The organism is Jatrophihabitans lederbergiae (assembly GCF_031845305.1).
In the GTDB taxonomy this organism is placed as follows: Bacteria; Actinomycetota; Actinomycetes; order Mycobacteriales; family Jatrophihabitantaceae; genus Jatrophihabitans_A; species Jatrophihabitans_A lederbergiae.
The window spans coordinates 62,451-75,021 of sequence record NZ_JAVREH010000019.1 but is presented as its reverse complement, the minus strand read 5'-3'; the positions used below and the strand labels follow the sequence as shown (position 1 = coordinate 75,021).

Sequence of the window (12,571 nt, the reverse complement as noted above, 5' to 3'; positions counted from 1 at the left end):
GGCATGTGGAACCGGCGAACCGAGCGACTCGGCCAAATTGTCATGCCCCCACGGCACAATCGGAAACCACAGAGGCTTCCGCCTCAACAACGACGACCAACAGGCGCTGCGTGAAAGTTTCGGGCTAAGTTATGTGCTGGGCACCCCGACCGCGACTGACCGGCGTAAGCGTAACGGTGACACCGCTCAGATAGATCAGGATCGGTGGAGCCTGGAAGTCGACACCGCGCCCGTCGAGTGGCAACGGCGGCAGTGGACGCGGTGATTGCAGTGCGGCTGCGCCGCTACTCGCCGTCGTCCAGCAGTCGACGGGCCAAAGTCGAGTGCGTGACCAGCGCGTTGATGAGACCGCCCTCGACTGCATACCGCACTGCGTCGGCCTTGCCGGCACCGTAGGCGACCGCGAGGACAGTGTCGATGCGGCCCAGCTGGTCGGCGGTGACTCCGATGATCCGCTGGGTCAGCGGGTGCTCGACCGGTTCGCCGCGGTCGTTGATCAGCGCGCCGGAGATCTCCGCCCGGACCCCGACCGCGCGGGCGTCCTCGCGCTCGCTGGCGTCGACAATGTCGAAGATGGTGGACTGGCCCTTTTCCCAGGCCCCGATGCCCACGACCGCGATGGTCACCTTCGAGACCAGCGCGGCGGCGTGGGCGACGTCGGCCTGGGAGCGCAGCGTCCGAGCGGTGTCGGCGTTGTCGGCCAGCAGCGGGGCGTAGAAGACGTGCGCGGGGCCGCCGCCGGCTCGGGCGACCCGGCGCACGAGCTCGAGGACGTCGCTGCCGTCGGGCCCGGTGAGCGCCCCGGTCAGCTGGACAGCGGGGCAGGGGGGCAGCTTGGTGATGACGTCACCGAGGCGGCGCAGCGACCTGGCCCAGGCCAGCCCGATGACGTCCGCCGGGGTGGCGATCTCGGTCAGGAGCTCTGCGGCGGCGTCGCCGAGCCGGGTCCGCAGCATGATCGGGTCCTCGTCGGACAGGTCGAGCACCACCGAGTACCTGAGCCCGAAGCGCTGCTGAAGCTGCGTGGACAGCTCGGTGTCGAGCGCGCCAGGCGTGATGACCTCGATCCGGACGACGCCGTCGCGTCGCGCCGCGTCCAGCAGCCGGGCGACCCGGAAGCGGCTGATTCCCAGCTCCTCGGCCAGCTCAGACTTGGACTTGTCCTGAAGGTAGTAGCCGCGGGCGACCCGCGCGACCAAGATCAGCTCCCTTGTGCCTGCCACCTAACAGCTCCCTTGCTGTGCTCATCTGAGCGACTGCCGTATCAGTTTGGCATAGCCGCTTGACACTTGGCGAGTCCCAGGGCGATCTTGGTAATGAAAACTTTGAGCGTGGCCCCACTCATATGAGCGGGGCCGCTCAGGGGCCGCGCTGGCAGTGTTCGGCGACTATGGCGAGGAGAATGTGGATGCGCAGCAAGAGGACGAGGGTGGTCGCGGGCATCGCGGCACCGGTGCTGGCAATGGGGCTGGCCGCGTGCAGTGGCGCGGGCGGCAAGAGCGGCGGAGGCGGCAGCAGCGGCGGCCACTCGATCAAGGTGCTGATGGTGAACAACCCGCAGATGGTGGACCTGCAGAAGTTGACCGCCGCGAACTTCACCAAGCAAACCGGGATCACGGTGAATTACACGGTGCTGCCCGAGAACGACCTGCGCGACAAGGCAAGCCAGGAGTTCTCCAGCCAGGCCGGCCAGTACGATGTGGCGACGTTGTCCAACTTCGAGATTCCGTTCTACTCCAAGAACGGGTGGCTGGCGAACCTCGACAGCATCGCCGCCGACAAGACCTTCAATCAGGCTGACGTCCTCAAGCCGATGACCCAGGCGCTTACCGCGAACGGCCACCTCTACGGCGAGCCGTTCTACGGAGAGTCGTCTTTCCTCATGTACCGCAAGGACATCTTCGCGGCCAAGGGCCTCACGATGCCGGCCAACCCGACCTGGGACCAGGTCGCGACGCTGGCCGCGAAGCTCGATGGCGCGGCGCCGGGCATGAAGGGCATCTGCCTGCGCGGTCAGACCGGCTGGGGTCAGGTGCTCGCGCCGCTGACCACTGTCGTGAACACCTTCGGCGGAACCTGGTTCGACAAGGACTGGAACGCCCAGGTGACCTCTCCCGAATTCACCGCTGCCACCAACTTCTACGTCAACCTGGTGAAGGCGCACGGCGAGGCCGGAGCAGCCCAGGCCGGGTTCACCGAGTGCCTCAACGACATGGAGCAGAGCAAGGTCGCCATGTGGTACGACGCAACCTCGGCCGCTGGCTCACTGGAGGGTTCCGGGTCCCCGGTCGCCGGCAAGGTCGGGTATGCCCCCGCACCGGTGCAGAAGACCAAGAGCTCGGGCTGGCTCTACACCTGGGCCTGGGCAGTCGAGAAGGCCTCGAAGGACCAGAGCGACGCCGACAAGTTCGTCTCGTGGGCCGCGAGCAGCGAGTATGAGTCCGAGGTCGGCAAGCAGCTGGGCTGGGCCCGGGTGCCCGCGGGCAAGCGGACCTCTACCTACTCCAACCCTGACTACGTCAAGTCGGCCACGGCGTTCGCCAAGCCGACGCTGGCCGCCATCAGCGCGGCCAACCCCACCAACCCTGGCGTTCAGCCGCGACCGGCGCCCGGCATCCAGTTCGTCGACATCCCCGAGTTCACCGACTTCGGAACACAGGCGTCGACGTTCATCAGCAATGCCATCGCGGGGCAGACCAGCGTGTCCAAAGCGCTGAGCCAGGCGCAGGCGCTGGCGCAGACAGCGGGCAATAAGTACAAGGGTAAGTAGCGGGCAGGCGATGCGGCGCTTGCAAGGTGCCGCCTCGCCCTCGGCACGTGGGGGTGGCCGCACACGGCGGCCACCCCGCGTGCCGAGTTGGCGTTAGCCGATCGGGATCGCCGTGATAGGCGGCCCCGCAGACGGGGTCTGCAGGAGGAGGCAACTATGAGCACAGTGACAGCAACCAGTCCGGTGCCGGGCTGGACGAGCGAGCAGCCGCTGGTCCGCGCGCCGATCCGCAAGTGGGACAAGGCGTCCTGGATACGGCGGGCGCCGCTGCTTCCCGGCCTGGTCTTTCTGGTGATCGTTACCCAACTGCCGTTCGTGGCGACCTTGATCATCTCGTTCATGAGGTGGAACGCCCTGGATCCCAACGGCAAGGGCTTCGCCGGCCTGGACAACTACAAGGCGGTGTTCTCCAACTCCCAGGTGCGACAGTCGGTGCTCACGACCATCCTGCTGACCGTGACGGTTGTCATCGTCAGCCTCGCCCTCGGGCTGGGCATCGCCCTGCTGCTCGACCGGTCGTTCTTCGGCCGCGGCCTGGTGCGCACCATGATGATCGCGCCGTTCCTGGTGGTACCGGTGGCTGCCGCGCTGCTGTTCAAGCACGGTATGTACAACCCCACCTACGGCCTGCTCAACGGCAGCATCCACTCGGTATGGAACCTCTTCGGCGGCCACAACCCGCCACAGCCCGACTGGATCGACGCACACGGAAAGATCGCGGTCGAGGCCGAGCTCATCTGGCAGTGGACGCCGTTCATGATGTTGATCCTGCTGGCCGGGCTGCAGTCACGCGACGGCGAGGTGATCGAGGCGGCCAAGGTGGACGGCGCCAACGCCTGGCAGATGTTCCGGGCCATCACGATGCCGCACATGCGCCGCTACCTCGAACTTGGCGGCCTGCTCGGCAGCATCTTCATCGTCCAGAACTTCGACGCCGTGTTCACCCTCACCTCTGGCGCGCTGGGCACCGCGAACCTGCCGTACACGATCTATCAGACCTTCTTCAGCGCCCACGACTACGGCCTGGCCTCCGCTCAGGGCGTTGTCGTGGTGGCCGGGTCCATCATCATCGCCACGTTCGCGCTGCGCGTCGTGTCATCGCTCTTCAACGAGGAGACCTCCTGATGACCGCTGTCACTGCTGGCACCGCCGTCACCGCTCACGCCCGGCCCCGCGTGCGCCGGAGCCGGCACCACAACTACTCGACCCTAGGGATCGGCCTCGGTGCCTGGATCGTTGGGCTGATCTTCATCATCCCGGTGCTGTGGATGGTGCTCACCTCCTTTCACACCGAGCAGGCAGCAGCCACCAACCCGCCCAGCTTCGGGGCGCCGCTGACGCTGGGCGGCTGGCGCGAGTTCTTCGGTTCCGGTACAGGCAGCAGCCCGTGGCCGGCGATCATCAACTCCGCGACCGCCAGCATCATGTCGACGATCATCGTCCTGCTGCTGGCGATCCCCGCCGCGTACGCGCTGTCCATCCGTCCGGTCCGCAAGTGGACGGACGCAATGTTCTTCTTCCTGTCCACCAAGATGCTGCCGGCGGTCGCGGGTTTGCTGCCGATCTACCTGTTCGCCCAGAAGGCCGGCCTGCTCGACAACATCTGGCTGCTCGTCCTGCTCTACACCACCATGAACCTGCCGATCGCGGTGTGGATGATGCGCTCGTTCCTCGCGGAGGTGCCCATCGCCATCATCGAGGCCGCCTCCATCGACGGCGCGAACCTGATCCAGATCATGCGCCGAATCGTCGCGCCCATAGCCACGCCCGGCATCGCCGCTACTGCGTTGATCTGCTTCATCTTCAGCTGGAATGAGCAGCTGTTCGCCCGCGTCCTGACCGGCGTGGTCTCCCAGACCGGTCCGGTCTTCTTGACCAGCTTCGTGACCAGCCAGGGCCTGTTCCTGGCCAAGGTGTGCGCCGCGGCGACCGCGATCTCGCTGCCCGTCCTCGTCGCCGGGTTCGCCGCCCAGGACAAGCTCGTGCAGGGCTTGTCGCTCGGAGCCGTCAAGTGAGGGCGGCCGTCATCTCAGAAGTAGGCAAGGTCGGCATCGAGGACGTCGACGACCCGACCCCAGCGGCTGGCGAGGTCGTGGTCAAGGTTGCCGCCGTGGGCCTGTGCGGCACCGACCTGCACATTCTGCAGGGCGAGTTCGCGCCGACGCTACCCATCATTCCGGGCCACGAGTTCGCAGGCACGGTGGTCTCCCTGGGCGCGGGCGTGGCCGGGATTCGCGAGGGCGACCGAGTCGCGGTCGACCCTTCGCTGTACTGCCACGAGTGCCACTACTGCCGGCTGGGAAAGAACAACCTCTGCCTCCGCTGGGGCGCGATCGGCGTCACCAAACCCGGCGGCGCGGCGGAGTATGTGGCGGTGCCTGCCGCCAACTGTGTCGCACTGGCCGACACGATCACGCTCGCCGACGCCGCCCTCATCGAGCCGCTGTCCTGCGCGGTGCGCGGCTATGACGTGCTGCGCTCGCAACTCGGCTCGCACGTCCTGATCTATGGCGCCGGCACGATGGGGCTGATGATGCTGAAGCTGGCGCAGCGCACCGGCGCGGTCAGCGTCGACATGATCGACCTCAACACCGACCGGCTCGCCCTGGCCCGCGCCCAGGGAGCCTCCGCCGTTGCCGCGTCCGCCGACGAGCTGAGCCAGCCCTACGGCTGGGACCTCGTGATCGACGCGACCGGTAACGCCGCCGCCATCCAGGCCGGCCTCGGACAGGTCGGCGCGGGCGGGACCTTCCTGCAGTTCGGGGTCGCCGACTACGCCGCACGCGCCACCATCGAGCCCTACCGGATCTACAACAAGGAGATCACCATCACCGGCTCGATGGCCGTGCTGCACTCCTACGAGCGCGCCGCGGAACTCTTCGCCACCGGGGTGCTGGACCCCGGCGTCTTCATCACCGACCGGTACCCGCTCGAGCAGTACGGGCAGGCCCTCGAGGCCTTCCGCGCCGGTGGCGGGCTCAAGACCCAGGTGCTACCCACCGCGGCCGGCTGAGTCCAGCCCGGTCCAGCCGGACTGCCGCGCCCACCGTGACGAACCGCCCCCGACGTTGATCCGGAAGCGCCTCGCCGCAGGTGGCTTCCCGGCTGGCGGCGTCCAGCTACTTCAGGCAGCGCTGATGGGGCGTCGCCTCATCGTGGCGCCTAGAGGGATCTCGCATAGATCCGGCCGAGATGGTTAGCGGGGCGGCTCGTCATTGGGTTGACGTGGCCGAACCGGTCGCCACGGTGCGGCCATCCGGCGCCACCTCGGCGTCCAGGGGTCGTTGGAGGGGAAAGTGGCAGGCGGCCCAGTGACCTTCGCCGTAGCGCACCATGGGCGGCGCGACCTGTGCGCAGACGTCCTGGGCGGCCGGGCAACGGGTGCGGAACCGGCATCCCGACGGCGGGTTCACCGGGCTCGGCAGCTCCCCGCGGATCCCCACCCGGTTCCGGCGCTTCTGCACCTGCGGGTCCGGGATGGGGACGGTGTCGATCAGCCCGGCTGTGTAGTGGTGAGCGGGGCGGGCGTAGACCTCTTCGCTCGGGCCGACCTCGACAAGCTGACCCAGGTACATCACCCCGACCCGATCAGCGAGGTACTTCACGACCGCCAGATCGTGCGAGATCACGACGTAAGACAGATCGTGCGCGGCCTGCAAGCGTTTCATCAGGTTGAGCACCTGCGAGCGGATGGAAACGTCCAGCGCGCTGACCGGCTCATCGGCCACGATGAGCTGCGGGTTCAGGGCCAGGGCCCGTGCGAGCCCGATGCGCTGGCGCTGGCCGCCGGAGAACTCGTGTGGGTAGCGCTCCACCGAGCTCTGCGGAAGGCCCACCTCGCCGAGCAGCTCCCGGACGCGCTCGTCCTGCTCCTTGCGGTTGCCGATTCCCTGGATCGTCAACGGCTCGCGAAGGATTGCTCCGACGCGCATCCTCGGGTCCAGCGAGGCGTGCGGGTCCTGGAACATCAGCTGCAGATCCCGCCGGCGGCCGCGCAGCCGGGAGCCGCTCATGGTCGTCAGGTCGTCGCCGCTGAGCGTGACGACTCCGCGGTCAGGGTGTTCCAGCGCCACCACCATTCGCCCGATCGTGGACTTGCCGCAGCCCGACTCACCGACCAGCCCGAAGGTCTCACCGCGGTTGACGCTGAACGAGACGTCGGAGACCGCCTTCACGCTGCCGGACCGGCGCCTCAGCACGGCGCCGGAGGTGACCGGATACTCCTTGACGAGGCCGTGCACGTCGAGCAGCCGGACCTTGGCGTCGTCACGCTGCTCCGCGGCTAGGACGTGCACGTGATGGGCGAGCACGACCGGGTCCGCCTCCTGGCGCTTGACGGGACCGTCGACAGGGTGCCAGCAGGCAACCAGGTGCTCGAGCGCGGCGTCGCTGGCCACGGCGTGTTCGGGCGTCCTCTCGATCTGCAGCAGCGGTGGCTCCACCGCGCGGCAGTGGTCCGTCGCCCGGGGGCAGCGCTCGGAGAAGCGGCAACCCTGCGGAGGGTATGCCAGGTCGGGCGGAATCCCGGGGATGGTGTGCAGCGGTTGGGTGCCGTCCTGGTCCAGCTGCGGGATCGAGGCGAGCAAACCCTGCGTGTACGGGTGATGCATCGAGGCGAACAGCTGTTCGGTGCCGGTCGCCTCGACCATGCGGCCGGCGTACATGACGTTGACCCGGTCGGCATGTCCCGCGACCACGCCCATGTCGTGGGTGATGAGCAGCACCGCCATGCCGAGGCGCGCCTTCAGGTCGTCCAGCAGATCGAGGATCTGCGCTTGGATCGTGACGTCGAGCGCGGTCGTCGGTTCGTCGGCGATGAGCACCTTCGGCTCACAGGCCAAGGCCATCGCGATGAGCACGCGCTGGCGCAGGCCGCCCGATAATTGGTGGGGGTAGTCGTCGAGCCGCTCGCTCGGTCGCGGCAGGCCCACCAGTCCCAGCACCTCGATCGCCCGGGCGCGGGCCTCGCGCCGGCTGGCACCGAGGTGGCGTCGGACGGGTTCGGCCACCTGGTAGCCGATGGTCCGGGTGGGGTTCAGCGAGGTCATCGAGTCCTGGAAGACGGTCGCAACATCATTGCCGCGGACGCTGCGGAGCTCGCTCGCGGACAGGCCGACCAGTTCACGACCGTCGAGCTTGATCGAGCCAGAGACGATGCTGCCGCCGGGCGGGAGCAGCCCCAGGATCGACAGGCCGGTCATCGACTTGCCGCAGCCCGACTCACCGACCAGCCCGAGGGTCTCGCCGGCGTCGATGTGCAACGACACGTCGCCCACAGCCTGCACGACCGAGCGGCGCAACGCGATGTGCGTCGAGAGGTCGGTGATCTCGAGTGCGCGTGGCATGGTTCTCCTCGTTGAGGCGGGGACGTGCGCGGGGCGGTTGGGCGTGCCGGTGGGCCCGGTCAACGGCGCCGCAACCGGACGTCTACGGCGTCGCGCAAGGCGTCGCCGATGAAGTTGCAGGCCATCACGACGAGCACCAGGCACGCGCCGACCGGGTAGATCAGCCACCAGTAGCCCGACAACAGGTAGTTGATGCCGTCAGAGAGCATGTCTCCCCAGCTGACCCGCGGATAGGACAGGCCGAAGCCCAGGAAGCCCAGCGCGGCAACGGCAAGGATGGCGTCGGCCACCTGGAAGGTGACGTTCACGATCACGGTGCCCAGCGCGTTCGGCAGCAGGTGCCGGAGGATCAGCTCCCGCCTGGTGCCGCCCATCACCCGCGCCGCCGAGACGAAGTCCCGAACGCGCAAGGTGAGCACCTCGCCGCGCACGAGCCGGGCTGGCACCAGCCAGGAGAACAACCCCAGCACGAGGCTGAGGCTCAGCACCGAGGCGTTGAACCGGGTGGCGATGATCAGGACGATGAACAGGAATGGCACGGCGAGCAGGACGTCGACGATGCGCATCATCACGGCGTCGACGATGCCGCCGGCGAGGCCGGCGATCGCGCCCCACAGCGTTCCGATGACGGTGGCGATCAGCGCCGTCAGGAAGGCGATCTCCAGAGAGGCCTGGCCGCCCTTCATGATCCGGCCGAGTTCATCGAAGCCGTAGTTGTCGGTGCCCAGCGGATGCCCATTGCCGGGTGGCATAAACGTGTTGCCGATGTCGGTGTTGGACTGGTTCGTCTTGTAGAAGACGGGGCCGAGGAAGCAGAAGGCCACCAGCAGCACGACGATGACCACACCGATGACGGCCAGCCGGTTTTCCACGAAAGAGCGCAGCGCCAGCCGCCACATCGGCGTCGTCTCGCGCACGGCCCCGCCCTCGGGCGCCGCCTGTGGCGGCGGCGGAAGCACCTGAACGTCCGTAGTCACCACGGTTTCTCCTGGAAGGTCACGCGGGATGGTCATGGCTCAGCCCAGTCGGATTCGGGGGTCTGCGACGGCGAGTGCGAGGTCCGCAACGAGATTGCCGATCACGGTCAGCACGCCGACGATGAGGCTGTACGCCAGCAGGACGGGATAGTCCTCCTTCTGCAGGCTGTTGAAGAACAACAGGCCGAGGCCCGGAAAGTTGAAGACCGTCTCGACGATGAGGTTGCCGGCCAGCAGCGCCGGCAGCGACAAGCCGACAAGGGTGATGATCGGCAGAGACGAGTTCCGCACGAGGTGCCGGGTGATGACCTGACGCTCCGACAGGCCCTTGGCTCGGGCGACCTTGATGTAGTCCTGCGCCAGGTTGTCCAACGCAGCCGAGCGCATGTAGCGGGAGAATGCCGCCACCGACACTGCGGTCAGCGTCACCACCGGCAGCACCATCGACTTCGGATCACCGAGCACACCCAGGACAGAACTGGACTGGCTGGCCTGGCTGGGTAGCCAGTTCAGTTTCAGGGACAACACCGCGATGAGCACCAGGGCCAGGAAGAACGTCGGGATGGAGTACAACGTGAACGCCGTCGCGGTGGCCACATTGTCAACGGCGGTGTTGCGCTTCATCGCCTGCACGATGCCCAGCGGGATGGCGACCACTACGGCCAGGATGAGAGCGATGGCCGTGAGCACGGCGCTGCGTCCTGCATTCGCTTTCAAGAGCGCCCCGACGGACTGATTCAGCTTGTAGGAGTAGCCGAGATCTCCGTGCAAGAGGGAGTTCACGTAACTCAGGTACTGCATCGGCAGCGCTCGGTCGTAACCGTGCTCATGGTTGAAGGCCGCCACCGCCTCGGGACTCGCCTGGAAACCTAGGACCGCTCGTCCGGGCGAGGCCGAGATCAAGTGCAGCAGCAGAAAGACAAGTAGTGAGATGCCGATAACCACGATGACCGACACGCCCAACCGACGTAGCAAGTAGCCCACCATCAGCGCCTTCTCCATTCTCTCCCGGGTGGGGCGCCGGCCCGGGACTGGCCCCCGGGCCGGCGGCGGATCGGTCTGCTACTTGACGAAGTACCAGTACTCCGGCTCGATGCGGTACTGCGTCAAGCTGGCGAAGCTTTCCGGCGGGCCGGAGAGCTTGTTACTCCACGCGAACACCAGGTCCGGGTTCGGCTGGAAGATCGCCGGGATCGCGCCGGTGAGGTAGGACGCCTCCGTGGACACCGCCTTGGGATCGCTGCCGAAAACGGAGTTCGCGATCAGCTGGTCGGCCTTCGGGTCGCTGTAGCCACCGAAGTTGTACGAGCCGGTCGTGTTGAAGATCTGGTTGGTCGACGGGTAGTTGTTGACCGAGAAGCCACCGAAGTCCATCATGGCCCACTTGCTCGTGTTGGAGGGCGCCGAGACGTCGCTGAAGTTCTGGATCAGGTAGTTGAAGGTCTTGGCCGACGTGGTGATGTTGATCCCGATCTGCTTGGCGGCCGAGACCAGTGCCGTCACCTGCTGGCCTGTGGTGGCCGGCTGGTTGGTGTAGTACATGTTCCACGACAACGGCGTTCCCGCCGGGATGCCGGCGCCGCACTGATTGGCGCCACTGCCTGCGGACTTGCATGTTGTGGTACCACCGGGCACGACATTCCAGCCGTGGTCGGTCAACAGCTTCTTGGCGGCGTTGATGTCGAACGGGTACGGGTTGCTCGCGGCGTTGGCCGGCGTGAAGTCGTTCTGCGGCACGGCGGGGACCGGACCGTAGGAGTTCGACGCCGCTGTGCGGAAGACCCCCTTGACCACTGCCGGCTGGTCCTGCAGGTGCGCGATCGCCTGGCGGACATAGAGTTGCTTGATGATCGCGTCGAAGTGCCCGGTCTTGTTCTTGAAGTTGAACGGTATGTAGTTGAACCCGAAGCTCGGGTAGCCGTAGACGTTGTAGCCGTTGCGCTTCAAGATGGGCACCTGCGCCAGGCTGGTGAACGGGACCTGGCCGACCTCGAGAGTTCCGCTGCGAAGCTGGTTGAACTCTGCCGACTCCGACGTGAACGGAACCTGCTGCAGCTCGCTGATGTGCGCCTTCTGCGGGCCGGTGTACTTCGGGTTCGGCTTCATCGTCAGGCCCGAGGTATTGGGGTTGAAGGCCGTCAGCGTGAACGGTCCGTCAACCACCTTCCACAGCGGGTTGGTCGCATAGGTCGAAAGCTGACCGGCTTGCTTTGCGAGGAAGTCATAGATCTTCTTGGCGTTCGCCGGGTCTGAGGCATCGAGCGCGGGTCCGCCGACCGACGCGCGGTTCCATACGTGGGACGGCAGCGGCGTGATGTATGTCAACTGGTTCAGGAACATGAACTGCGGGTTGAACGGCTTGGTCAGCGTCAACGTCACCGTCGTGGGGTCGGTAGCGACCGCTTTGCTGATGCTGTCCGGAAAGTAACCCGGCGTGTAGTTGCCGAAGTTTGCAGCGCTTTCCTTGACGGCGGCCTTGAGCAGCTGCAGGTCGAAGACTACGTCCTTCGCGGTGACCTTCTGACCATCGGACCAGGTGTAGGAGTCCTTCATCTTGATGGTCACGGTCTTGTTGGCGTCGCTGAACACCGGCGCTGCCGCCAGGCTCTCAGTGGTGTTGATCTTCGGCTGGCTGCCGACGGGTGAGGCGTACAACGGCCGGAAGAGCAGGTATTGGAACTGATACAGGTTGTAGACGCTGCCCTGCGCCGCCGGGGTGATCGGGAAAATGTAGTTCGGCCCAGCGCCCGGGGACTGGGCGAGGCGTACCACGCCGCCGTCCGTGGGGGTGCCCTTGGCCGCAGGCAGGTTACCGAAGCCCGAGGCGGCGCTGCCACCCTTGGACGACGTGCCGCCTGAGGAACTGCTGGAGTGGGTGCAGCCGGCGAGGACGGTGACGGCCGCGAGCGTTGCGGCGGCCGCCTTGTAACGAAGATCGGGTGATTTCACGCGGTTCTCCAGCTAAGGGTGGGGACGCGGCCCGTGCGAGTATTCGCTGAGAATGCCCGTCCGGTAGACTGTATACGGACCACCATGCCCCGCGAATCTGATGACTGTCAACGGTCGTTAGCGATTCGTCACCCGGCTTGTCCGACGTATGACGTCACCCGGCTTGTCCGACGGGGGCGTTGTACACGGACCAGGACGGCAAACTGGTCGAGCAGTAGGCCACCGTCGTGCTGGTCTGCTGCGGTGCGATCGAGTCGGCTCGGCTGCTGCTCGCCTCGAAGTCCAACCTCTTTCCGGACGGCCTGGCCAATAGCAGCGGGCAGCTCGGACGCAATGCCACCTTCCACGCGTACTTCTTGGCAATTGGCTTGTCAGACAAGGAGATCCAGGACCCGATCTACGGCTGGGCGGGCAATTACGTCAACGGAACGTCGTGGCGCTGGGCAACTGGCAGGTCAACAAGAACAAGGAGATCATGGAGGCGGCGGGGGCTTGCACTGTCATCCCGGTGTACTTCGAACAGGCGACCG

11 protein-coding genes are annotated in these 12,571 nt (G+C 66.5%); 5 read left to right on the top strand and 6 right to left on the bottom strand.

The genetic code is table 11. The annotated features are described in order from the left end of the window. Positions 1 to 265, top strand: a 265-nt coding sequence (locus RM423_RS14430) for a hypothetical protein (protein WP_311423737.1), incomplete at its 5' end; no start/stop codon positions are given. Positions 266 to 284: 19 nt separating this feature from the next. On the opposite strand, the gene RM423_RS14425 is transcribed toward RM423_RS14430, so the two are convergent. Beyond that, the gene (locus RM423_RS14425) at positions 285 to 1,223 is read right to left on the bottom strand and encodes a sugar-binding transcriptional regulator (protein ID WP_311423736.1); all 939 of its coding nucleotides are present in this window, start codon (positions 1,221 to 1,223) and stop codon (positions 285 to 287) included. A 185-nt stretch (positions 1,224 to 1,408) separates the two neighbouring features. Here RM423_RS14425 and RM423_RS14420 point away from each other — a divergent pair, with 185 nt between their 5' ends. The 4 genes from RM423_RS14420 (at position 1,409) to RM423_RS14405 (ending at position 5,783) form a co-directional block, all read left to right on the top strand. Further along, complete coding sequence (locus RM423_RS14420) at positions 1,409 to 2,770, top strand: ABC transporter substrate-binding protein (protein WP_311423735.1); 1,362 nt, start codon at positions 1,409 to 1,411, stop codon at positions 2,768 to 2,770. Between the two features lie 156 nt (positions 2,771 to 2,926). Continuing rightward, positions 2,927 to 3,895, top strand: a complete 969-nt coding sequence (locus tag RM423_RS14415; RefSeq protein ID WP_311423734.1) for a carbohydrate ABC transporter permease — start codon at positions 2,927 to 2,929, stop codon at positions 3,893 to 3,895. Then, the gene (locus RM423_RS14410) at positions 3,895 to 4,785 is read left to right on the top strand and encodes a carbohydrate ABC transporter permease (protein ID WP_311423733.1); all 891 of its coding nucleotides are present in this window, start codon (positions 3,895 to 3,897) and stop codon (positions 4,783 to 4,785) included. Before RM423_RS14415 ends, RM423_RS14410 begins: the two co-directional genes overlap by 1 nt. Further along, positions 4,782 to 5,783, top strand: coding sequence for a zinc-dependent alcohol dehydrogenase family protein (locus RM423_RS14405; RefSeq protein WP_311423732.1), 1,002 nt, complete (start codon positions 4,782 to 4,784; stop codon positions 5,781 to 5,783). The genes RM423_RS14410 and RM423_RS14405 overlap by 4 nt, the downstream gene beginning before the upstream one ends. Positions 5,784 to 5,982: 199 nt before the next feature. On the opposite strand, the gene RM423_RS14400 is transcribed toward RM423_RS14405, so the two are convergent. The 5 genes from RM423_RS14400 to RM423_RS14380 all read right to left on the bottom strand — a co-directional run bounded on the left by RM423_RS14400 (position 5,983) and on the right by RM423_RS14380 (position 12,420). Further along, a complete protein-coding gene (locus RM423_RS14400) occupies positions 5,983 to 8,115 on the bottom strand; it encodes an ABC transporter ATP-binding protein (protein WP_311423731.1) in 2,133 nt (710 codons plus the stop codon). 59 nt (positions 8,116 to 8,174) lie between these two features. Then, positions 8,175 to 9,014 (bottom strand): ABC transporter permease, encoded by an 840-nt coding sequence (locus RM423_RS14395; protein ID WP_396327724.1) that lies wholly within the window; start codon positions 9,012 to 9,014, stop codon positions 8,175 to 8,177. A gap of 117 nt (positions 9,015 to 9,131) precedes the next feature. Further along, positions 9,132 to 10,079, bottom strand: coding sequence for an ABC transporter permease (locus RM423_RS14390; RefSeq protein WP_311423729.1), 948 nt, complete (start codon positions 10,077 to 10,079; stop codon positions 9,132 to 9,134). 75 nt (positions 10,080 to 10,154) lie between these two features. Next, positions 10,155 to 12,041 carry an ABC transporter substrate-binding protein gene (locus tag RM423_RS14385; protein ID WP_311423728.1) on the bottom strand — a complete coding sequence of 629 codons (1,887 nt, stop codon included), beginning with the start codon at positions 12,039 to 12,041 and terminating at the stop codon, positions 10,155 to 10,157. 154 nt (positions 12,042 to 12,195) lie between these two features. Beyond that, positions 12,196 to 12,420: a hypothetical protein gene (locus RM423_RS14380; RefSeq protein ID WP_311423727.1), complete on the bottom strand. Its 225-nt coding sequence runs from the start codon at positions 12,418 to 12,420 to the stop codon at positions 12,196 to 12,198. Positions 12,421 to 12,571 lie beyond the last annotated feature (151 nt).

Coding starts and splice junctions, on each gene's coding strand:
- RM423_RS14420 (WP_311423735.1), top strand. CDS start 1,409: ATGCGCAGCAAGAGGACGAGGGTGGTCGCGGGCATCGCGGCACCGGTG.
- RM423_RS14415 (WP_311423734.1), top strand. CDS start 2,927: ATGAGCACAGTGACAGCAACCAGTCCGGTGCCGGGCTGGACGAGCGAG.
- RM423_RS14410 (WP_311423733.1), top strand. CDS start 3,895: ATGACCGCTGTCACTGCTGGCACCGCCGTCACCGCTCACGCCCGGCCC.
- RM423_RS14400 (WP_311423731.1), bottom strand. CDS start 8,115: ATGCCACGCGCACTCGAGATCACCGACCTCTCGACGCACATCGCGTTG.
- RM423_RS14395 (WP_396327724.1), bottom strand. CDS start 9,014: ATGTGGCGGCTGGCGCTGCGCTCTTTCGTGGAAAACCGGCTGGCCGTC.
- RM423_RS14390 (WP_311423729.1), bottom strand. CDS start 10,079: ATGGTGGGCTACTTGCTACGTCGGTTGGGCGTGTCGGTCATCGTGGTT.